Origin of the sequence: Pseudomonas sp., assembly GCF_030698175.1 — a bacterium.
Classification (GTDB): domain Bacteria; phylum Pseudomonadota; class Gammaproteobacteria; order Pseudomonadales; family Pseudomonadaceae; genus Aquipseudomonas.
Map to the genome: position 1 here is coordinate 116,694 of NZ_JAUYNT010000018.1, position 21,706 is coordinate 138,399.

General features: G+C 59.6%; 15 protein-coding genes. 7 read left to right on the forward strand and 8 right to left on the reverse strand.

Annotated features, from left to right (window positions below):
* Window positions 1-228 precede the first annotated feature (228 nt).
* The 4 genes from Q8R10_RS09445 (at window position 229) to Q8R10_RS09460 (ending at window position 5,012) form a co-directional block, all read left to right on the forward strand.
* Entirely contained in the window at window positions 229-1,791 is a 1,563-nt protein-coding gene (locus Q8R10_RS09445; RefSeq protein ID WP_305653167.1) for an ABC transporter ATP-binding protein, read from the forward strand.
* A 21-nt stretch (window positions 1,792-1,812) separates the two neighbouring features.
* Window positions 1,813-2,892 (forward strand): ABC transporter permease, encoded by a 1,080-nt coding sequence (locus Q8R10_RS09450; RefSeq protein WP_305653285.1) that lies wholly within the window; start codon window positions 1,813-1,815, stop codon window positions 2,890-2,892.
* Window positions 2,893-2,894: 2 nt separating this feature from the next.
* Complete coding sequence (locus Q8R10_RS09455; RefSeq protein ID WP_305653169.1) at window positions 2,895-3,827, forward strand: ABC transporter permease; 933 nt, start codon at window positions 2,895-2,897, stop codon at window positions 3,825-3,827.
* Between the two features lie 87 nt (window positions 3,828-3,914).
* Complete coding sequence (locus Q8R10_RS09460) at window positions 3,915-5,012, forward strand: BMP family ABC transporter substrate-binding protein (RefSeq protein ID WP_305653171.1); 1,098 nt, start codon at window positions 3,915-3,917, stop codon at window positions 5,010-5,012.
* A 76-nt stretch (window positions 5,013-5,088) separates the two neighbouring features.
* On the opposite strand, the gene Q8R10_RS09465 is transcribed toward Q8R10_RS09460, so the two are convergent.
* Window positions 5,089-6,423, reverse strand: coding sequence for a bifunctional diguanylate cyclase/phosphodiesterase (locus tag Q8R10_RS09465; protein ID WP_305653172.1), 1,335 nt, complete (start codon window positions 6,421-6,423; stop codon window positions 5,089-5,091).
* A gap of 317 nt (window positions 6,424-6,740) precedes the next feature.
* On the opposite strand from Q8R10_RS09465, the gene Q8R10_RS09470 reads away from it, so the two are divergent.
* The 3 genes from Q8R10_RS09470 (at window position 6,741) to Q8R10_RS09480 (ending at window position 12,396) form a co-directional block, all read left to right on the forward strand.
* A complete protein-coding gene (locus Q8R10_RS09470; protein ID WP_305653174.1) occupies window positions 6,741-7,238 on the forward strand; it encodes a hypothetical protein in 498 nt (165 codons plus the stop codon).
* A gap of 389 nt (window positions 7,239-7,627) precedes the next feature.
* Window positions 7,628-9,874, forward strand: a complete 2,247-nt coding sequence (locus tag Q8R10_RS09475; RefSeq protein ID WP_305653176.1) for a DEAD/DEAH box helicase family protein — start codon at window positions 7,628-7,630, stop codon at window positions 9,872-9,874.
* Between the two features lie 5 nt (window positions 9,875-9,879).
* Complete coding sequence (locus Q8R10_RS09480) at window positions 9,880-12,396, forward strand: sigma factor-like helix-turn-helix DNA-binding protein (RefSeq protein ID WP_305653178.1); 2,517 nt, start codon at window positions 9,880-9,882, stop codon at window positions 12,394-12,396.
* Window positions 12,397-12,618: 222 nt separating this feature from the next.
* On the opposite strand, the gene Q8R10_RS09485 is transcribed toward Q8R10_RS09480, so the two are convergent.
* The 7 genes from Q8R10_RS09485 to Q8R10_RS09515 all read right to left on the reverse strand — a co-directional run bounded on the left by Q8R10_RS09485 (window position 12,619) and on the right by Q8R10_RS09515 (window position 21,694).
* A complete protein-coding gene (locus Q8R10_RS09485) occupies window positions 12,619-13,338 on the reverse strand; it encodes a response regulator (RefSeq protein ID WP_305653180.1) in 720 nt (239 codons plus the stop codon).
* 133 nt (window positions 13,339-13,471) lie between these two features.
* The gene (locus Q8R10_RS09490) at window positions 13,472-16,120 is read right to left on the reverse strand and encodes a sensor histidine kinase KdpD (RefSeq protein WP_305653181.1); all 2,649 of its coding nucleotides are present in this window, start codon (window positions 16,118-16,120) and stop codon (window positions 13,472-13,474) included.
* Between the two features lie 275 nt (window positions 16,121-16,395).
* Window positions 16,396-16,962, reverse strand: a complete 567-nt coding sequence (kdpC, locus tag Q8R10_RS09495) for a potassium-transporting ATPase subunit KdpC (protein WP_305653182.1) — start codon at window positions 16,960-16,962, stop codon at window positions 16,396-16,398.
* A 243-nt stretch (window positions 16,963-17,205) separates the two neighbouring features.
* Window positions 17,206-19,296, reverse strand: a complete 2,091-nt coding sequence (gene kdpB, locus Q8R10_RS09500; protein WP_305653184.1) for a potassium-transporting ATPase subunit KdpB — start codon at window positions 19,294-19,296, stop codon at window positions 17,206-17,208.
* Window positions 19,297-19,306: 10 nt separating this feature from the next.
* The gene (gene kdpA, locus Q8R10_RS09505) at window positions 19,307-21,004 is read right to left on the reverse strand and encodes a potassium-transporting ATPase subunit KdpA (protein WP_305653187.1); all 1,698 of its coding nucleotides are present in this window, start codon (window positions 21,002-21,004) and stop codon (window positions 19,307-19,309) included.
* Window positions 21,005-21,012: 8 nt separating this feature from the next.
* Entirely contained in the window at window positions 21,013-21,102 is a 90-nt protein-coding gene (locus Q8R10_RS09510; protein WP_183089635.1) for a K(+)-transporting ATPase subunit F, read from the reverse strand.
* A 172-nt stretch (window positions 21,103-21,274) separates the two neighbouring features.
* Window positions 21,275-21,694, reverse strand: a complete 420-nt coding sequence (locus Q8R10_RS09515) for a GFA family protein (protein ID WP_305653190.1) — start codon at window positions 21,692-21,694, stop codon at window positions 21,275-21,277.
* Between the last annotated feature and the right edge of the window lie 12 nt (window positions 21,695-21,706).

The window sequence follows — 21,706 nt, forward strand, 5'->3', positions numbered from 1 at the left end:
GCACCGGCGCGCGCCAAAAGTTTTAGCGCAATTAGCGCGACCGCTCAACATAGGGCTTTTCATCCCCCCATTCGAATTAAATTGTCTTTTCCTGTCCCTAAAGACAGCTTTGGCTTTGTTTTTGCTCTGGCAATAAAGCCTGACCAACAAGACAGTTTTATAAGAAATAATTCGACCCTTGCAGTACTCGCAGGACGCTTCAGCCACCGAACATCAGGAAAACACCCAATGCATGAGTTCGCCGCCACACCGGATCGCCAGCCAAGGCTGAGCTTAAAAGGCATTAGCAAGGTTTACCCCAGTGTCGTCGCCAACGACTGCATTGATCTGCAAGTGCTGCCCGGCGAGATTCATGCCGTCCTGGGTGAGAACGGCGCGGGTAAGTCGACCCTGATGAAAATCATCTACGGCGTGACCCGGCAAACGGCCGGCGAGATGTTCTGGGAAGGCCAAGCGGTCAAGGTGGAAAACCCGGCCCATGCGCGCAGCCTAGGGATCGGCATGGTGTTCCAGCATTTCTCCCTGTTCGAGACTCTCACCGTGCTGGAGAACGTCGCCCTGGCCCTGCCGGGCAAACCGGACATGACGGATCTCGCCCGGCGTATCGAGTCGGTGTCCAAGCGCTATGGTCTGCCGGTGGACCCGCGCCGGCATGTGCATGCCTTGTCTGTTGGCGAACGCCAGCGGGTCGAGATCGTCCGCTGCCTGCTGCAAAACCCCAAGTTGCTGATCATGGACGAACCCACTTCGGTGCTCACCCCGCAAGCGGTGCGCACCCTGTTTGAAACCCTGCGGCAACTGGCCAGCGAGGGCTGCTCGATTCTCTATATCAGCCACAAGCTCGATGAAATCCAAGAACTCTGCCACACCGCCACCGTGCTGCGCGCCGGCAAGGTTACCGGCGCCTGCATTCCGAGCGATGAAACGCCCAAAAGCATGGCCCGCCTGATGATCGGCAAAGACCTGCCGGCCTGCGAACACAGCAGCGCACAAAGCACCGGCGAGATTCGACTCAAACTCAGCGACCTCTGCCACACCCCAGCCGACCCCTTTGCCACCGCCCTCAAGGACATCCAGTTGGAGGTGCGCGCGGGGGAGATAGTCGGGATTGCCGGGGTCTCGGGTAACGGCCAGGCCGAATTGCTCGCCGCGATTTCTGGCGAAACGCCGCTGCGCGAGCGCGCCGCCGTGCAGATTTGCGGCCACTCAGCCGGGCGTTTGTCGGCCGGACGCCGACGCGCGCTGGGGCTGGGTTTTGTCCCGGAAGAACGCCTCGGCCGCGGGGCCGTGCCAAGCATGTCGCTGAGTGACAACGCGATTCTCACCGGCGCCATCTCCCAGTCGCTGGTCAAGCACGGCTTGCTCAACTTCAACGCCGCCAAAGCCTTCGCCACGCAGTGCATCGCGGCCTTCAACGTCAAATGTGGCGGCGCCGGCGCACAAGCCAGCGCGCTGTCGGGCGGCAACTTGCAAAAATTCATTATGGGCCGCGAGATCCTCCAGGCCCCCAAGGTGCTGGTGGCCGCGCAACCCACCTGGGGCGTGGACGTCGGCGCGGCGGCCTTTATTCGCCAGCAAATCATCGACCTGCGAAACAGCGGTTGCGCGGTGTTGGTGGTCTCGGAAGAACTGGATGAGCTGTTTGAAATCTGTGACCGCATCGCCGTGATCGCCAAGGGTCGACTGTCGCCGAGTCGGGCACCGAGCGAAACCTCGGTGGAAGACATCGGCGTATGGATGAGCGGCCTGTGGCCCGACGCCGACAGCGCCGCGATCGCCAACACCCACTAAGAATAAGGGACAACGAACATGCTGTCTTTCAAGCTTGAAACCCGCCCCGAAGCCTCGCGCACCATGAGTTATTTGTCGCCGCTGATCGCCGTGGCACTGACCCTGATTGGCGGCTTGCTGGTGTTCTCGGCCTTGGGTAAAGACCCGCTCGAGGGCTTCCAGGTATTTTTCCTTAACCCGCTGCGTAACTGGAACGGGGTCGCCGAGCTGCTGCTCAAAGCCACGCCGCTGATGCTCTGCGCCGTCGGCTTGGCCATCGGCTTTCGCGCCAACGTGTGGAACATCGGCGCCGAAGGCCAGTTTATCGTCGGCGCCTGCGCCGCCACAGGCGCCGCCTTGTTACTGGAGGACATCAGCGGCCCCCAGGTGTTGGTCGCCATGGTGCTCGCCGGCGCGCTGGGCGGGGCGGCTTGGGCGGCGATTCCGGCGTTTTTGCGTACCCACTTCAATGCCAATGAAATCCTGGTGTCGTTGATGCTGGTGTATATCGCCCAGCTGCTGGTGTCCTGGCTGGTATTCGGCCCCTGGATCGACCCGGAGGGGTTTAATTTCCCGCAGAGCAAGATGTTCTCCGACTCGGCATTGCTGCCGATGTTAGTCGAGGGCACCCGCTTGAACCTGGCCTTTGTACTGGCCCTCGGGGTGCTGCTGATCGGCTACCTGTTTATGCAAAGAAGCTTTCTCGGATTCAAGATGCGGGTCGCCGGCGAGGCGCCAGAGGCCGCGCGTTATGCCGGCTTCTCGGCCAAGTTGATGGTCTGGATTGGCCTCTTGGCCGGCGGCGCCTGCTCCGGACTGGCCGGCATGGCTGAGGTCGCCGGGCCCATGGGCCAGCTAACCGACAAGGTGGCCAGCGGTTACGGCTTTGCCGCCATCATCGTGGCCTTCGTCGGCCGTTTGAATCCGCTGGGGATCTTCTTCGCCAGCCTGCTGATGGCGCTGCTGTATATCGGCGGCGAACAAGCGCAGCAGTACTTGAGTCTGCCCTCCTCCATCTCCAAGGTGTTCCAGGGCATGTTGCTGTTCTTCTTGCTCGGCTCTGACCTGTTTATCAATTACCGCTTACGGATGCGCTGGGCACCGGCCAAGGCAGGGCATTAACAATGGATATCAACCTGATTAGCGCCATTCTGTTTGCCACTTTGGTGGCCGGCACCCCATTGATTATCGTCGCCCTCGGCGAGCTGATTAGCGAAAAAGCCGGAGTGCTCAACCTCGGCGCCGAAGGCACCATGGCCATGGGTGCGGTGGCGGGTTTCGCCGTCACCCACTACAGCGGCAATGCCTACCTCGGGGTACTGGCCGGGATGAGCGCCGGTGCCTTGATGAGCCTGCTGTTTGCTCTGCTGACCCTGACCCTGATGGCCAATCAGGTTGCCTCAGGCTTGGCATTGGCGATCTTCGGCGTCGGCCTGTCGGCCTTTATTGGCAAGCCGTTTGAGTCGCTGACCCTGCAAACCGTACCGACCCTGCGCATTCCCTTACTGGCCGATATTCCGCTGCTGGGCCCGGCCCTGTTTGATCATCAATGGCTGGTGTATTTCTCCTGGGTGCTGCTCGCCGCGGTGGTCTGGTTTCTGCGTAAAAGCCGCGCCGGACTGATCTTGCGCGCGGTCGGTGAATCGCCCTCATCGGCGCACGCCATCGGCTACTCGGTGATTGGCATTCGTTATCTGGCGGTAATCTTTGGCGGCGCCATGGCCGGGATTGGCGGTGCCTTTCTCTCGGTGTTTTACACCCCGCTGTGGGTCGAAGGCATGGTCTCTGGCCGGGGCTGGATCGCCCTGGCGCTGGTGGTGTTCGCCACCTGGCGGCCATTGCGGGTGATGGTCGGCGCCTACCTGTTTGGCGGCGTGATGATCAGCCAGTTATTCCTGCAAGGCTCAGGCTTGCCGATCAATGTGCCGTCACAGCTGCTCTCGGCCCTGCCCTACCTCGCCACCATCATTGTGCTGGTGCTGATCTCGCGTAATCAGCAAAGCATTCGCCTGAACTCACCGCTGTCACTCGGCCAACCTTACCGGCCGGACGCTTAATCGCGCGGCGCGGCCAGCAGCACACCGCGCCAGCACTTTAGTTAACCCTCGTACGCAACCTAAGCACGGCAACCAGGAGCACAACAGATGAGCAATCGCAGAGACTTTATCAAGGTCGCCGGTGGCATGACCGCCGCGCTGGTGTTTGGCGCCAACCTGTTCGGCCAGGCGCACGCGGCAGAACCGCTGAAGGTCGGGTTTGTGTATATCAGCCCAATAGGCGATGCCGGCTGGACCTACCAGCACGACCAGGGTCGCCTCGAGATGGAAAAAGTCCTGGGCGATAAGGTGCAAACCAAATACATCGAAAACGTCCCCGAGGGCGCCGATGCCGAGCGGGTGATTCGCGAACTGGCCAACAGCGGTTACACGCTGATCTACGCCACCAGCTTCGGTTATATGAACTTCGTGCAGCGGGTCGCCAAGCAGTATCCCGACGTGACCTTTATGCACGCCACCGGCTATAAAACCGGCAAGAATTTTGGCAACTACAACGCGCGATTCTACGAGGGACGTTACCTGAATGGCGTGGTCGCCGGCAAACTGAGCAAGTCCAATGTGCTCGGTTACGTGGCCGCCTTCCCCATCCCGGAAGTGGTGATGGGCATCAACGCCTTCACCCTCGGCGCCCGCAGCGTGAACCCCAAAGCCGAAGTACGAGTGATCTGGACCAACGGCTGGTATGACCCGGGCAAAGAGCGCGAAGCAGCCATGACCCTGATCTCCCAAGGCGCCGACATGCTCACCCACCACACCGACTCCACCGCCGTGGTGCAAGCCGCCGAAGAGAAAGCCGTGCATGCCTTTGCCTACCACTCCGACATGGCCAAATATGGCCCCACCGCGCAACTCTCCGGCACCACCCACCAGTGGGGCGACTACTACACCAAAACCACCCAAGCAGTGCTCGATGGCAGCTGGAAGTCGACCTCAACCTGGGGTGGCTACAAGGAGGGAATGATCAAAATAGTGCCACTCAATGCCTCGGTGCCTGCCGAGCTAAAGACTCAAATCAGCGCGTTGGAAGGCCAGATGCAAGCCGGCACCTTCAACCCGTTTAGCGGCCCGATAGTCGACCAGGACGGCAAGACCCGCGCCGCCGCCGGCCAAGTCATCAGCGATGAAGAGCTGAATAAAATGAACTACTTCGTCGAAGGCGTAGCCTCCAAACTGCCGCAAAAATAAACTCTTAACGCATAAAAAAGGCCAACCTCGCGGTTGGCCTTTTTCCTTGTGCCCAGCAACACGGTTAAAAACCGGTTTATGGATTGCCGCTGTTTTTATCCACATACATTGCCTCATCGGCATATTTGAGCAACTGCGCGATCCCATCACCATGCTCGGGGTAATGGGCAATGCCGATGCTCGGCAGTATGTGCACGTTGCGCCCTTCAAGATCCATGGGCTGGCTCAGGGCGGCGCGGATTTTCCCAGAGACCAGTACGGCCGTTTCCGGCTGTTTGATCGTTTCCAGCAGCACCACGAACTCGTCGCCGCCGATCCGGGCCACGGTATCGCCCTCGCGCACCACTTGTTTTAGCCGGCTGGCCACTTCCTGCAGCAGCAGATCACCGACGGCATGGCCGAAAGAGTCGTTGACCTGCTTGAATTTATTCAAGTCCAGAAAGATCACGCCAAGGCGTCCGCCACTGTGTTTGACCCTGGCCAGCGCGACTTGCAAGCGGTCATACAAAAAAGTTCGGTTGGGCAAGCCGGTCAGTTCGTCGTTTTGCGCCATATGCTGCAAGCGGGCATACAGCCGCTTGCGCTCGATGGCAGTGACCACCTGAGTGGCGACAAACTGCAGCAGCTCCAGGTGTTTTTCGGTGTAGCTGACACTGCCCGCGCGGCTCTTCAACACCAGCGCGCCGATGGTGCCCTGGCTCGAATAAAGCGGCACGCCCAGCCAGCAAAAGGTACTGACATCGACCGTCATGGATAAGGTGGCCAACACGCTGTTCAGCGTCTCGGGGGTCAGCAGCAGCGGCTGCCCGCTGCGCACCACCGCCTGGCAGATGCTAGTTGAGGGCTCCAGCGAGCTTGAGGCTTGATCCTGCTCTTCGACGTGATAGGGAAAGTTCAGCTGATCGCTTGGTGCATCGTACAGCGCCACGCAAAAACCCAGCGCCGGCAGCAGCGTGTCGATGATCTGATGGATTTGTTGAAACAGCGCGACCAGGTCTTTGGCCGCATGGGCCGCTTCGGAGATCGAGTAAATCGCGGTTTGTAGCGCTTGCGCTTGTTTCAGCTCGCTGATGTCGCGCGCCACGCCGATGCGCAGCTGATCGCTCTCCGACCAGCACGCCGACCACATGATGTGCACCTCGCGACCGTCTTTGCGCTTATAACGGTTCTCAAAGTGCAGCTTAGGCTGCCCGGCCATCACCTCATTGGCCGCCGCCAAGGTTCTGGCCACATCGTCGGCGACCACCATCTCGATCATGGCTTTGCCGCGCATTTCCTCCGGCGTGTAACCGAAAATACGCTCGCAAGCGGCGCTGGCAAACACGATGCGACCACTGGCATCCACCACGCAGACCGCGTCCAGCAGCAGATCGATAACACTCGCCAGTGATGTGGGGCTTGCTTTGTTCATAAGCGACTACACAGGTTGCTCAAGGCCGTGAATTTACGACTCAGAGCTAACGCTAGCATGCCGGCACAGCGCCTTTATTCATTTTTTCGCGGCGCGGCGCTAGTTGCCAGCATGCCCATATCGACCCCAAGCAGCCTGTCGTAGTAGCTGGTGGACGCGTAAACGTTGCCCACCCTACATCGTTCGCAAGTCCGCGCAGGGTGGGAAACCGCGAAGCGTTTCCCACCCTGTAGTGTCCAGGCTACTTGCTGAATACAATGTGTGCCCGATTATCCCAGGCCATGAATATGGCTGCACCGGACAAGGAACTCGCCGCCATGGCCTCCCCAGATAAACAGCAAAAACGCGCCCAGCGGGCCAAAGCCAAGGCCAAGCAGAACCGTTCGGGCAAGTCCAAAGCCAATGTCGTACATCCGCTGCTGGCCAATCCGCTGATCAACGAGCCATTCGATGATGTCGAAATCGACCTGAGCACCTTCGACTTCCAAGACATCGAAGAGAACGGTTTCGACCCGGCACTGTTCGACGACCTGTTCCAGGCGATGAACGTCGGCGAAGGCATCAGCCTGCTAGCGATGTGCCTGGTGTTCCTGCAATACCCGGTGCTGGAGCTGGTGGTCGCCGAGGAAGCGCAAGACCCGGCCACCGACTTTATGATGGGCCTGCTGATCACCTATCGCGGGATCTTCCACGCTGAAGACGAAGACACGGCAGTGGATTGGATCGGCGGCGATGCCTTCCAGATGGCCTACAACGAGGCGTCGCTGATCCTGCAGAAGAAGCACGCTCGCGGCGCCCCAGGCACCCACGCTTAAAAGAGCAAAAGAGTCGGTAGCGGCCCTTAGTGAGCGAGCGGAACCGACACGAAGCTGCCTGTCGCAGAAGCTGGTGGACAAGTAAACGTTGTCCACCCTACATCGCTCTCAAGTCCGCTAGGGTGGGAAACCGCGAAGCGTTTCCCACCGTGTAGATGCCCAGGCTACTCGCTGCCGGCCGTAACAGACCGCAATCGGCCAAAAGCTGCCCATCGAAACTGTCTACGAAACCAAGGTCTATTCACTTTAAGCGTCGGCTGTTTTCCAAAAACGATGTTTAGAGTACGGTAAATAAATCTACCCCCTTTGCCTCAGAGACTTAATACTCTGCTCCGGCATGCTTGGGGCAATGCTCACATCAGTAATGATATGGATAGCTAGGGGACGCGATGCAAGTTGCAGATTTCAGGTTGGTGGATGACCTGAGCCATAAAGATTTTGAGCACTTTGTGAAGGATCTGCTGCTTGCCTCGGGCTGGCAGGAAGCAGTGGTCACAGAGACTGGCAGCGAATATCGCTACGGTGATGGTGGGGTGGACATCTTTGCCTACCGCGACGGACGTAAGTTTGCAGTAGAGGTAAAACAACGCCAGCTGAACACTACGGTGGACGTCAGCGCTCTAAACCAATTGGTCACCGGGGCTCGGCTCGCAAATGTGAAACTGATGATCTTGGTCACCAACTCGTACTTCACCTCCGAGGTCAAAGTCCGGGCTTTGCGCTTAGGTGTTGAACTGATTGACCGGGACGCGTTGAAGAACTTGTTTGTGGTTCGCGGCTCGGAGATCGGCCGAAGGATTAAGCCGCGCGAATATCAGGTTGAGGTCATTCAACAGGCACTGGAACACTTCGATACAGGCAAACGAAGACTGCTGATCGAGATGGCAACCGGCCTGGGAAAAACTTACACCGTTGCGTTACTGATCAAACAATTGCTCGAACGTGCTGAGGTTAGGCCGCGCGTTCTGTTTCTCGCTCATCAGATCGAGATTCTGTTGCAGTCGGTGACCGCCTTCAAGAACGTGTTGGGTTTGGGGAGTTACAGCTTTTCTGCCTGCTTCGCGGGTTCTCGGCCTGAGAATACTGACTTGGTCTTTGCCAGCTTTGACACACTGTATGGCCAACTGGGCGACCTGGCGGCGGGTAGCTTTGATTACGTAATCGTCGACGAAGCGCACCACACGCCGGCCAGAACCTATGCGAGCGTTGTGGCGCACTTCCAACCCCGTCTGCTTATTGGCCTTACAGCAACGCCTTGGCGCACCGATAACAAAAGCGTTAGTGAATTCTTCGGCGGCGCGGACGGCCATATTGGCCGCTATGACCTGATCTGGGGGCTGCAGCATAAGAAACTGGCGTTTCCCAAGTACTTGGTTTTGCTCGATGACATTGACCAGGATCGCATTGACCAACTGGAGAGTGGTCTGTCGATTTCGGATCTGGATAAACGGCTTTTCCTGCATAAGAAGGATCAAGAAGTCGTGCGCCTGATTGAGGCTACGATCAAACAGAAGCAGTTGAGTAACGTAAAGGGCATCGTCTTCTGTCGGAACATCAGACATCTTCGGCACCTGCTCGGTTTCTTCGAAGCTGGTACCGCCACCAGCGTGCATTCGCGCATGCTGGATGCAGAACGCAGAGAAAATATCCGGCAATTCCGCGAAGGCGAACTCAAGTACATCTTGGTATGCGATCTGTTCAATGAGGGGATCGATATCCCTGAAACCAATCTGCTGGTGTTCATGCGATACACGGGTTCGAAAACCGTGTGGCTGCAACAGTTAGGGCGCGGCCTACGCAAAACCAAAAACAAAGATTGTGTTCATGTGCTCGACTTTGTGGGATCTCTGGACCGCTTGAAGGATGTTCAGCAGTTGGTCAAGGCTGTGCGCAGCAAGCCAAGAAAAAGGCTGACTGAGGACGATCTGGATGAGGCCCGTGATGATCAACACGATCTGCACGATGACACTATTGAAGTGACTTACAGCCAGTCGGCTGCGCGCGTGCTTGACCTGATCGAACGCCTGAGATACCGGCTCAATAGCCGTGAGGAAATGGTCGAGCAGCTTAGGCGTTATCAGAACGCCACCGGTAACGTACCGTCAATTGAGGCACTGGAAAGCAGCCTGGAAGACCTTTCTGTGGACCAGGTAGCTACGCACTTTGACTCCTATCAAGGGTATCTCCAGGCCGCGTTCGGCTGGGACATCGATACCGCTGCCATCAATAAAGAAGTAGCTAGAGCCTACAGGGGCTATCAGGAGAAGCACGGGGTGCCACCCAGCCCGAAGGCGCTGTCGTTGGAATTCCAGTACAAGACGCTGCCGTGGTTTACCGCAACGGAAATGGCTCGCTCAATCGCCAGGCTAACGCCGACACAGGTGCTCGATACCATTGCTCAGGGCGCGCTAGCGGCTCCTGAACCGGGGGGGATTACAGCGCAGGCCACAGCAGTCGTTCAGTCTGTCTCTGCTCCTGTGCTACCTGAGGATCGGGCACAGCTTGAGCTGCTCGCAAAATATCGCGGAGTTGTCAGCAGCCGCGCGGATCTGTTGACGCTATCCAAAGAGCAACTCGACCTAATAACCGCCGTGTTTCGTTCCACATCGGTGTTTTTGGTGCGGTTGAGAGGTTAGTAGAAATGCACGTTTTATCCGAAATGACGACAGCTGCTCGCTCGCTGAAAGCGCAGATGATCGCAGCAGGCCTACTCCCTGCAACCGAAACGTCGGGACGCCTAGATATCCTGATCGCCAAACTGGATGTTGAAGACTTTCTTAGTTTGCGTGCGCTTCCAGCTTTCTGGGAGCTGCTGGCTTTTTGGCAGATTCCGGCCGATATCGAGCAACCGTCTACGTCGCAGAAGGAACAGGGAGTGCTCACGTTCGCAGATGAGCAGCAACACCGCACACTCAATCCCCCCCCCCTTAGCTATCACGCGGACGTGAAGGCGGGGTCTTCAGCGACTGACGTTCCGCCACGTCTCCCACATCCTCAGACTCTGATCGGTGATGTGCAACTCGGTGGCCGCTTCGACAAATTGATTGCCCGACTGTGCCGTAGCGCGAGCCGCAGTGCTGGAGTCACGGTCACCTTCGAGCGGCTTGAGGATATTTTGAACCTGCCCGTAGAAGGCCTGCTCAGGCTTGATGGAGTCGGTAAAGCCTACAGGGATGACTGGCAGGAGCTCAAGGTCCTGTATATCCAGGCAGCCGAGTTTCTGCCTGTGCCACCAGATTTGTCAGGCGTCGTTGATCCTCTCGAACTCGTTCGAGAGGACATGCGACTCAATTTGACGCAGTTAGACGCTGCTGACCTTAAAGTCATTGCCAAGCTTGAGCGCGTTATAGGTCGTGCTGACATCAGGACTATTTTGAGCTTCGACTCATTGGAGCAAGATGCGACAGGTTCGCTGGTCGGTCGCACAAGAAGCCAGCTATTACAGGTGCGGGAACGTTTGGCTGCCGAGCTTCAGCTCATTACAACGGGCACTCTGGACTATCACACTGCCCCAACCTCGTTGATTACCTCCACGGCGCAATCGTTTGCATCGGTGGCGGAATTGGGTGGGTTTCTGCTGGATCGGGTGGATACTTTTCTGGCGACGCTTGATGAGAAAAGCCAGCTGATCTTCCAGCACCGTTGGGGATTCGTTGACGAGCGCCTGACGCTTTCGGAAATTGGCAAAAAATATGCTGTTTCCCGAGAGCGCATCCGCCAATTGGAAAGCAAGATTAACGAGCGGCTCAATGGCTATCTTGCTCTGGATTCCGCCGAGATTTGGCGCGCAGTAACAAGTCTGTCGCAGGAAACGCTGCACCTAGAGATGGCAGATCTGTCCGAATGCTTTGCGGAACAGGCCCACTTCCATGATTTTTTGGCATTCGTTAGCCATGGCCGTATCGTCTCTACTGTCTCTTCGACACACCCGCCACTGGCAATACTTGATGGGTACTTCGCCCTGTATGGCGCGGCTGTTGATCAGCTGGTTGTCCTTCAATATTTGCAACAAGAGCTGGGCGGGGATGAAAAGGATGCATCCAATGCGTTGCAATTCCTACATGCCAAAGCTCAAGTGGCATTCGAGAGCGGGAAAGTACTCCCGCTGAATCTAGGAAAGCACGAGGCGGCAGCGGCAGTGCTCAGTGAACACCCTAACGGCCTACCATGGCTGGATATTGCCCGACACGCGAACAGACGCGGTATATCCCGCAGTTCGTTTTCAGAGCAGACCAGTGGCCATGGATTGCAGGATTCGGCACTTATGTATGTCGCCGGCAAAGGAGTCTACAGACATACCCGGTACGTCGATTTTTCCACCGTCGACAAACCCGCCATTTTCCAAGCCCTGCATACCTACTTCGCTACTTCTGCACGGGAGGTGTCGCATTTAAGCGAGGCCCATGCAGGTTTACCGGAGCTGCGTAAACATGACTACTACATCCTTCGCTATGTAGTGAAGATGCACGGAGAAGACTACGGAATTTATTTCAACGGTAAATCGCAGACCGACTCCATAAGTCTGAATCCGGCGTTCGACTTGTACTCGCAAAAAAGTGTAATTCTGCACTCGATGCGACAAAGACTAGGGCCTTTAACCAGCAACGAGGTGGCGCAACTTTTGAAAAGCCGTAGTTCGCGACACGCAAAGTTTTATCTCAGCGAGTTAATGTTCACCAATCAGGTCGTGCAGGTAGACCGTATGCTTTACACCACTCCGGAGCATGCTTACGAAAACATCGACCTAGATGCAATGCGGCATGCGATAGAGTCGGTGTTACGAAGCCACGACAAGCCTGTAGACCCCTCAATCATTCAATATGAGCTGAATGCGTTGCAGGGCGAAGCCTACTCAAAATACTTCTACAGTTCGCTTGCTCGCTTTTTCGCCCAACTCGGGCATTGGCAACGCCGCCACAGCCTGTTCGCTCTGCAGCCTATTTCCTTTGCTAGTTTGACAGACGCGATCGATACGCTTTGTAAGCCAGATGATAGCCTCGAGCAGAACCTTCAATCGCTACGCTTGCATATTGCGATCAACGAGGAGGCTGCCAGAGTATCCCTCTATAACTGGAAAGCCGCGAAGGCACGACTGGCCGCTGGTGTAGGCGTACCTGAAGTGGAAGATGAATTAGAGGGTGAGTTGGAAATCGACTGAAATTGTGTAGGTAAATCAGCTCCTGGAGCGCTAAACAGCTGCTCTAGTGGCCTAGCCCGTTAACCTCTAAACGAATAGGCCCTGCCGCCCTAGAGACCTTAAGGCCCCAAAATTAGCTTCACACTCAGTCAGCTTTTGGCCATTCATAGTCTGTCGCGACCGGCAGCTCTTGGCCGACAGCAGCCAGTCATAACCTGCTGCGATCAAACCAATACAGGCCTCTCAACTGTCCGAAGAGCCACTCGCGGCTAAGACCTCAAGCAACCGATACCCAACCCCGGCTTCGGTGACGATAAAGCGCGGCGCTGCGGGGTCGTCGTTGAGTTTCTGGCGTAGATGACCGACTACCACGCGCAGGTAGTGGCTGTCTTCGGCGTGGCTGGGGCCCCAGATGTCTTTGAGCAGTTGTTGCTGGGTCAGCACCCGGCCGAGGTGGCGGGCGAGCGTGGCCAGTACCTCGTACTCCTTGCGGGTCAGCGCCACTTCGGCCCCGTCCAGGGTCACCCGTCGATAGGCAAAATCCACGGTTAACGGCCCGCTGCTGACACTGGCGGCCTGCTGCTCACCGTTGCCGGCTTGGCGCAGCAACACCCGCACCCGGGCGAGAAATTCCTGGATGCCGAAGGGTTTGGTCACGTAATCATTGGCGCCGCCGTCCAGCGCCAGGACTTTTTCACTCTCGCTGGCGCGCACCGAGAGCACCAGCACCGGCACCTGGGACCATTCGCGCAGTTCGCGCAGCACCGCCTGGCCGTCCATGTCCGGCAGGCCGAGGTCGAGTACCACCAAATCCGGTTTGGCCAGCGCGGCATGGGCCAGCCCTTCGCCGCCATTGCTGCCCTCCAGCACTTTATAGCCCTGGGCCGCCAAGCTGATGCGCAGGAACTTGCGAATCTGCGCTTCGTCGTCGATGACCAGGATGGTCGGTTGATTAGTGGTCATGTCTCTCAATCTGTAGGGCGGGTGCAACCCGCCAAAATCTGCACAACAAGGGCAATGCGGGCGCGCTCAACCGTAGAGCGGGTGCAGCCCGCGAAATATCTGCACAACAACGGCAATGCGGGTTGCACCTGCCCTACTCTTCTTCCGCTAGCGGCTGTGGATGCAACGGCAGGTGCAGGCACAGGGTAGCACCGCGGCCATCCAGGCCGTCATCCACCGTCACCCGACCGCCGTGGGCGCCGACCATGCCTTGGCAAATCGCCAGCCCCAGGCCGGTGCCCTGGCCGCCACGATCGCCGCGGGCGGCGGTGTAGAACATGTCGAAAATCTTCTCGCGCTCGTGCAGCGGAATGCCCGGGCCCTGATCGCTGACGGCGAAGCGCAGTTCCTTGGCATCGGCCTCGACGGCGATGCGCAAGCGGCCCTGGCTGGGCGAGAAGCGCGCGGCGTTTTCCAGCACGTTGATCAGCGCCTGTTCGATCAGCGCCCCGTGCGCGTACAGCAGCGGCAATTGCGCCGGCAACTGCACCTCCAGCTGCAGATCGGCCAACACCGGGCGCAGCCGCTGCACGGCACTGGCGACTATATCGCCGGGCGCCACCCAATCGCGCGCCAAGGCCAGGCCGCCGTGACCCAGGCGGGTCATGTCGAGCAGGTTCTGGATATAGCGGTCGAGGCGCTCGGCCTCATCGCTGGTGCCTTGCAGCAACTCGCGGCGGTCACTCAGGGAAATGCTTTCACCCAGGGTCAGCAGGCTGTCGATGGAACCGCGCATGGCCGTGAGCGGGGTGCGCAAGTCATGGGACACCGAGGCCAGCAAGGCGCTGCGTAACTCTTCGGTCTGCCCGTGCAGGCGCGCGGCCTCCAGCTCTTGCGCCAGTTGTGCACGCTCCAGCGCCTGCGCCAAGGGTTGCGCCAGGGCGGCGATCAGGCGGCGCTGTTCGGGTGGCAGCGGGCGGCCATCTTTGGGGCTGACGCCGAGCAGGGCCAAGGGCCCCTCCTCACCCGACAACGGCCACCACCACCAGCGCCCGCCAGGCAGCGTATCGGTGCCCAAGCCAGCCGGTTGTTCATGTTGCCAGGCCCAGTCGGCGGCGGCGCGTTCCTGCTCGACCAGCAGCCGTTGCACCCCGGCCTCAACCTGCCACAGGCCATCGGTGCTGCGCGCCAACAGGCTGATTTCCAGTTCGTGCCACTGGCCGAATTGCTGCAGCGCGGCGGCCAACACTGCCTGCCGATCGGTGGCGGCGGTCAGCTTGCGCGACAGTTCCAGCAAGGCGGTGGTTTCCGCCTGGGTCTGGCGTAGCGCCTCCAGTTGCCGGCGCTGGCGGGTGGCCAGATTGCCGGTCAGGGCCGCCATCAGCAGGAAGAACAACAGCGTCAGCACGTCTTGCTGGCGGGCGATGGTCAGCGACCAGGTCGGCGGGATAAAGAAAAAGTTGTAGGCCAGAAACGACAGCCCGGCGCAGGCCAGCGCCGGACCCAAACTGCTGCGCACCGCCACCAGCAACACGGCCGCAAGAAATACCAGGGAGATATTCGGCAGTTCGAGAAAACGCGACACCGCCAGCGACAGGCCGGTGGCCGCCAGCGCCGCCCCTAACGCCAACCCGTAGTCGCGCCACACCAGCGGTGCCGAGGCGCGGCGTGGCGCCGGCAGCAACTCGCTGGTGCTGTCCAGCACGCTGATTTCCAGCCCCTGGCCACGGGCCAATAAGCGCTCGGCCAGACCGCGACCGAACCAGCGCCGAGTCAGCCGCTGACGGCTACGACCGACCAGAATCAGGCTGGCGCGGCGCTCGCGGGCATGCTCGATCAGGGTCTGCGCGACTTCGCCGGCACGCAAGCTGACCACCTTGCCACCCAGACGCTCGGCCAGTTGTTGCGCGGCCTGCAAACAGGCCAGCCGTCGTTCATCACGCTCGCCGCCGGTATCCACATGCACCACCGACCAGGGCAAATGCCGGCGCTCGGCCACCCGGCTGGCATGCCGCACCAGCCGCTCGGCTTGCTCGCAGGCATCGATGCCGACCAACAAACGTCCGCGCAAGGTCGGCGCGACATGGCCTTGCAGGCGATAGCGCCGGTTAAGGTCGGCATCCACCCGCGCGGCGGCCGTTTGCATGGCCAGCTCGCGCAACGCGGTGAGGTTGGTCTGCGAGAAAAACGCATCGATGGCTGCCCGCGCCTGCTCCGGCACATAGACCTTGCCGTCGCGCAGCCGCTCCAGCAACTCGCGCGGTGGCAGGTCGATCAGCAGGATTTCATCGGCTTCTTGCAGCACCCAGTCCGGCAGCGTCTCGCGCACCTGCACACCGGTGATATCGCGGACCTGATCGTTGAGGCTTTCCAGATGCTGGACGTTGACCGTGGTGTAGATGTCGATGCCGGCCTCCAGCAATTCGCGCACATCCTGCCAGCGCTTGCTGTGGCGACTGCCGGGCACATTGCTGTGGGCCAGTTCATCGACCAACAACAGCTTGGGTGGCTTGGCCAGAATGCCGTCCAGGTCCATCTCGGTCATGGCCACGTCGCGGTACTTGAGGTGGCGCTGCGGTTGCTGCGGCAAGCCGACCAGCAACGCTTCGGTCTCCGCCCGGCCATGGGTTTCCACCACGCCGGCGCGCAGGTCGACGCCCTGAGCCAGCTGCGCCTGGGCGGCTTGCAGCATGGCAAAGGTCTTGCCGACGCCGGGCGCCGCACCGAGAAAAACTTTCAGCCGGCCACGCCCATCCTTGGGCATCTCGGCCAGCAGGGCATCGGCGCGTACGGCATCACTCATGGGGCTTACTCATCGCTATGTACCCGTTAATTGTTGAGGCGTGCGGCCGATCAAGCGATGCCTGAGCTGCGGTAATTTGTAGGGTGGGTTAGGCGCATGACCACGGGCTCTCAGCTGATGCTTAGCCTGTGGCGCCGTAACCCACCAGCGGGGGCAGGCCGATCATCGCTGGTGGGTTACGTGGCGCACACATTGCGCAGTTGATGCTCTGATTCTGCTCTGCGCCACTAACCCACCCTACGTTTTTGTCATCAACACTTAACGGAGACATAACCTTATTGATGGTCAAAGGAGGGGCGATTGTCGGCCAGGGCCAGGTTTAGAGCCAGCACATTGACCACCGCAGGACCCACCATAGGCTGCTCTGTGTGTTGCACCAACAGCCGCTCCAGCGACTCCACGGGCAGGCCACGGGCGGCGGCGATACGGGCCAGCTGATAACGCGCGGCGGCCGGTGGCAGGTGCGGATCGAGGCCGCTGCCGGAGGTGGTCAGCAGCGCCATCGGCACCGCGCCCTGGCCGGCAACGCTGAGCTGCGCGGCATCGATGGCGATACGTTCGGCCAACGCCGGGTTGCTCGGCGCCAGGTTGCTGGCGGCACTGGCGACGGTGGCAAAAGCCCCGGCCGAGGGCCGCGACTGGAACCACTCGGCGCCGCTGAATTGCTGCGCCAGCAGCGCACTGCCGCGCACCTCTCCCTTGGCATCCATTACCAGGCTGCCGTTGGCTTGCGCCGGGAACGCCAGCTGGGCAATGCCGGTGACCGTCAGCGGATACAGCACCCCTGTAACCAGCGTCAGCAGGGCCAACAAACTCACGGCGGGACGAAGTTGTTTAAGCATGATCAGAACCTCAAGAGTTGAAAAGACTATGCGAATCAGTGTTATTCGTCGTTCCCGCGCAGGCGGGAACCCAGGGAGCGGCGCAGCTGGATCCCCGCCTGCGCGGGGATGACGCGTGAGCCTTACAAAGCACGCCGGTCGTCAAACCAGGCGGTAGGATGGGTTGAGCGCAGCGATACCCATCATTGCAACCTCGTTGGGTATCGCTGCGCTCAACACCAACCTACAAAAACACGCCGGCCGTTAAACCAGCCCCACTGCCACCAGCAGCAGGTCAATCAGCTTGATCCCGATAAAGGGCGCGATGATGCCGCCCAGGCCGTAGATCAGCAGGTTGCGGCGCAACAAACTCGCCGCATCCAGCGCCTGTACCCGTACCCCGCGCAGGGCCAGCGGAATCAGCGCGACTATGATCAGCGCGTTAAACACAATCGCCGAGAGGATCGCGCTCTGCGGGCTGTGCAGGCCCATCAGGTTGAGCACGCCGAGCTGCGGATAGATGCCGGCAAACAGCGCCGGCAGGATGGCGAAGTACTTGGCGATGTCGTTGGCCACCGAGAAGGTGGTCAGCGCGCCACGGGTCACCAGCAATTCCTTGCCGACCTGTACCACGTCCAGCAGCTTGGTTGGGTCGCTGTCGAGGTCCACCAGGTTGGCGGCCTCGCGGGCGGCCTGGGTGCCATCGTTCATCGCCATGCCGACATCGGCCTGGGCCAGCGCCGGGGCGTCGTTGGCACCGTCACCGCACATGGCAACCATCTTGCCTTCGGCCTGTTCGGTGCGGATGCGCTGCAGTTTGCGCTCCGGCGTGGCCTCGGCAATAAAGTCATCGACCCCTGCTTCGGCGGCAATCGCGGCGGCGGTCAGCGGGTTATCGCCGGTCACCATGATGGTGCGAATGCCCATCGCCCGCAGCTCAGCGAAACGCTCGCGAATACCGGGCTTGACCACGTCTTTCAGGTGGATGGCGCCGAGCAACTGGCCATCGCCGGCCACCAATAATGGTGTGCCGCCGCTCTGGGCGATTTTCTCGATGTCACGGGCCAGTGGCGCCGGCACCTGCTCGCGGCTCAGACTGAGGTAATTGAGCACCGAATCGACGGCGCCCTTACGATAAATATGACCGTCCCAGTCGGCCCCGGACAAACGGGTTTCGGCCGTGAAAGGAATCACCTTGATCGTCTCGCGCGCCGGCTCCTCGACCGGATGCAGGCCGCGCAGGTACTCGACAATCGACTTGCCCTCGGCGGTGTCATCACCCAGCGAGGCTAACAAAGCCGCTTGCGACAGGTCAGTGGTGGACACGCCAGGCGCCTTGATCATCGCGCTGCAACGGCGGTTACCGAAGGTGATGGTGCCGGTTTTATCCAGCAGCAACACATGCACGTCACCGGCCGCCTCGACTGCACGGCCCGACTTGGCGATCACGTTCAGGCGCACCAGGCGGTCCATGCCGGCGATGCCGATGGCCGACAACAGGCCACCGATGGTGGTCGGAATCAGCGTGACCAACAGCGCCACCAGGTACACCAGCGGCAGATCGCCACCGGCGTAACGGGCGAATGGCTGCAGGGTCGCGACCACCAACAGGAAGATCAGCGTCAGGCCGATCAGTAAAATATCCAGCGCCACTTCATTGGAGGTTTTCTGCCGTTTGGCGCCTTCCACTAGGGCGATCATCCGGTCCAGGGTCGACTCACCGGGGTTGGCGGTGATCTGCACCAGCAACCAGTCCGAAACCACCCCGGTGTTGCCGGTGACCGCCGAGCGGTCACCGCCGGATTCGCGAATCACCGGAGCCGATTCACCAGTAATCGCCGCTTCGTTGACTGCGGCTATACCTTCGATCACCTCACCGTCACCGGGAATCTGCTCGCCACACTCAACCCGCACGATGTCGCCACGGCGCAGGCTGCTGGCCGCCACGGTCTGGTACTTGCCCGGACTGATTAACTTGCGTGCGCTCAGGCCCTGACTGCCAGCCTTCAGGCTGTCGGCGCGGGCCTTGCCACGGCCTTCGGCCAAGGCTTCGGCGAAGTTGGCAAACAGCACGGTGAACCACAACCAAAGGGCGATTTGCACCGCCAGGCCAGTGGACACCTGCCCAGCGCTTGTTTGAGAAGCAGGCACTAGGCACAACAGCGTGGTGACCACTGCGGTCAGCTCGACCACCAGCATCACTGGCGAGCGCACCAACTGACGCGGGTCGAGCTTGACGAAGGCCTGTTTCAGCGCCGGTTTCCACAGCGCCGCCAGGCTGGTTTTGGCCGCTTGCTTGCCATGTTGCTTGGCGCTGTTCGGCGCCGGGCTTTTGAGTTGCGTCTGCGCATTCATGTGCATGTCCTTATTGAGCCAACGAGCCAAGGTGTTCGGCGACAGGGCCCAGAGCCAGTGCTGGCAGGAAGGTCAAACCGCCAATCAGCAAAATGGTCAGGGTCAGCAAGGTGACGAACAGCGGGCCGTGGGTGGGGAAGCTGTTGCTGCCAACCGGCGCACGTTTCTTCGCCGCCAGGCTGCCGGCAATTGCCAGAATCGGCAGGATGTAACCGAAGCGGCCAATCAACATCGCCAGGCCCAGCATCAGGTTGTGGTACGGCGTGTTAGCGCCAAAACCTGCGAACGCCGAGCCGTTATTGGCGGTACCCGAGGTGTAGGCATAAAGAATCTGGCTAAAACCGTGGGCGCCAGGGTTAGTCACCGAGGCCGCCGCCACCGGCAAACTGGCCGCCAATGCACTCAGTACCAAGACACCCACCGGCATCACCAGCAGAGTGAAGACCAGCAGCCGTACTTCGCGGGCCTCAAGCTTCTTGCCGAGGTATTCCGGGCTGCGGCCAATCATCAGGCCGGCCAGGAACACTGTTATCAGCACGAACAGCAACATGCCGTACAGCCCGGCACCGACGCCGCCGAAGATCACCTCGCCGAGCATCATGTTGAACATCGGCACCATGCCGCCCAACGGACTGAAGCTGTCGTGCATGGCATTCACCGAGCCGTTGGAAGCGGCCGTGGTGGTCACCGCCCAGAGGCTCGAAGCAACAGTGCCGAAGCGGCTTTCCTTACCTTCCAGCGAACCCACTTGCTCAATCGGCAAGGCGCTCAAGGCCGGGTTAGGCTGCAGTTCGGAATAAGTGGTCACGCCCAAGCCGAGCACAAACAGAATCAGCATGCTGGCCAGCAAGGCCCGGCTCTGACGCAAGTCCTTAACGTAGTGACCGAAGGTGAACAGCAACGCCACCGGAATCAGGATGATCGAAGCCACCTCGAACAGGTTGCTCCAAGCGGTTGGGTTCTCGAACGGGTGCGCCGAGTTGACGCCGAAGAAGCCACCGCCGTTGGTACCCAGTTGCTTGATGGCGATCTGGCTAGCCGCCGGCCCCAACGGAATGGTCTGGTCGACGCCTTGCAGCGTCAGCGCGTGGGCATAATCGATAAAGGTTTGCGGCACACCTTGCCAGACCAGCAACAACGCCAGAATCAAGCAGAACGGCAGCAGGCCGTAGAGGGTGGCGCGGGTCAAATCGAGCCAGAAGTTGCCCAGATTGTTAGTCGATTTGCGGGTGATACCCCGGCAGAACACCACCAGCACCGCCAGGCCAACCGCCGGGCTGACGAAGTTTTGCACGCCCAAGCCGACCATCTGGCTGAAGTAACTCAGCGATGCCTCACCGCTATAAGCCTGCCAGTTGGTATTGGCGACAAAACTCACTGCGGTATTGAACGCCAGTATCCACTCCATGCCCGGCAACTGCTGCGGATTGAGCGGCAAAAAGCCCTGCAGCATGAGAATGGCGAATAACGTCAGCAGGCTGACTGCGGTAAAGGCCAACAAGGCCAGGGCATAGGTTTTCCAGTCTTGCTCGGCGCGTTCATCTACCCCTGAGAGGCGATAACAGAGCCGCTCGACCGGCTGCAACAGCGGCGTGAGCAGGGTCTTCTGCCCTTCCATCACCCGATACAGGTAACGCCCGAGGAACGGGGCCGGCGCCAGCACCAACACGAAAAAGGCCAGTAATAGCCAATAGTCTTGAACTTGCATGGCGCCTCCTAGCTACGATCGGCGCGCAGCAACGCGACCAACAAGTAGATAAAAAGCCCTGCGGCCAAGCCCAAGGACAACCCGTCGAGAATGCTCATCTGTGATCTGCTCCGAATGACGCTGGATAGCGCATGCAGTCATTCTCAGAGCAAGAGGCGTAAAGGTTCGATTGCCAGCGGGCCGAGGCGGCGTAAAGAAAGCGTAAATTTCACCGCACACCACTGGCTGCGGCGAAAACAACCAAGGCGCCTTGTGCGCCTTGCTGGGTACTCAATCGCCAAGGCCAGGCGGCAAAATATCAAACTTCGGCACGCCTTCAGGAAACACCGCCCATGAAGGTGCAGACGCGGTATAAATTGCAATTTTGGGTGATAACAAGTGGTTACCGATAAGTGTTGTGGCCGCGACTGAATATATATTGGCGACTGTTACCTCGACACATAGATTTGTGCCGCAGGCGCCACAGAACTGATGATGCATGGCTTGGCCAGAATCGCCAGGCCGGGTAAAGGTCAACGGCGTGCCTTTGGTGAAAGTAAAGTTCTCTTTTTGCACCCATAGGCCGAACCACTTGTCCGAGCCGGTACGCACTTGGCACTCCTTACAGTAGCAAAATACCGAATTGACCGGCTCGCCACTGAAAGAATAATTAACGGCACCGCAACCACAACTGCCTTCGTAGATTTTCATAACTGGATATCC

Coding starts and splice junctions, on each gene's coding strand:
- Q8R10_RS09445 (WP_305653167.1), top strand. CDS start 229: ATGCATGAGTTCGCCGCCACACCGGATCGCCAGCCAAGGCTGAGCTTA.
- Q8R10_RS09455 (WP_305653169.1), top strand. CDS start 2,895: ATGGATATCAACCTGATTAGCGCCATTCTGTTTGCCACTTTGGTGGCC.
- Q8R10_RS09460 (WP_305653171.1), top strand. CDS start 3,915: ATGAGCAATCGCAGAGACTTTATCAAGGTCGCCGGTGGCATGACCGCC.
- Q8R10_RS09465 (WP_305653172.1), bottom strand. CDS start 6,423: ATGAACAAAGCAAGCCCCACATCACTGGCGAGTGTTATCGATCTGCTG.
- Q8R10_RS09470 (WP_305653174.1), top strand. CDS start 6,741: ATGGCCTCCCCAGATAAACAGCAAAAACGCGCCCAGCGGGCCAAAGCC.
- Q8R10_RS09475 (WP_305653176.1), top strand. CDS start 7,628: ATGCAAGTTGCAGATTTCAGGTTGGTGGATGACCTGAGCCATAAAGAT.
- Q8R10_RS09480 (WP_305653178.1), top strand. CDS start 9,880: ATGCACGTTTTATCCGAAATGACGACAGCTGCTCGCTCGCTGAAAGCG.
- Q8R10_RS09485 (WP_305653180.1), bottom strand. CDS start 13,338: ATGACCACTAATCAACCGACCATCCTGGTCATCGACGACGAAGCGCAG.
- Q8R10_RS09490 (WP_305653181.1), bottom strand. CDS start 16,120: ATGAGTGATGCCGTACGCGCCGATGCCCTGCTGGCCGAGATGCCCAAG.
- kdpC (WP_305653182.1), bottom strand. CDS start 16,962: ATGCTTAAACAACTTCGTCCCGCCGTGAGTTTGTTGGCCCTGCTGACG.
- kdpB (WP_305653184.1), bottom strand. CDS start 19,296: ATGAATGCGCAGACGCAACTCAAAAGCCCGGCGCCGAACAGCGCCAAG.
- kdpA (WP_305653187.1), bottom strand. CDS start 21,004: ATGCAAGTTCAAGACTATTGGCTATTACTGGCCTTTTTCGTGTTGGTG.
- Q8R10_RS09510 (WP_183089635.1), bottom strand. CDS start 21,102: ATGAGCATTCTCGACGGGTTGTCCTTGGGCTTGGCCGCAGGGCTTTTT.
- Q8R10_RS09515 (WP_305653190.1), bottom strand. CDS start 21,694: ATGAAAATCTACGAAGGCAGTTGTGGTTGCGGTGCCGTTAATTATTCT.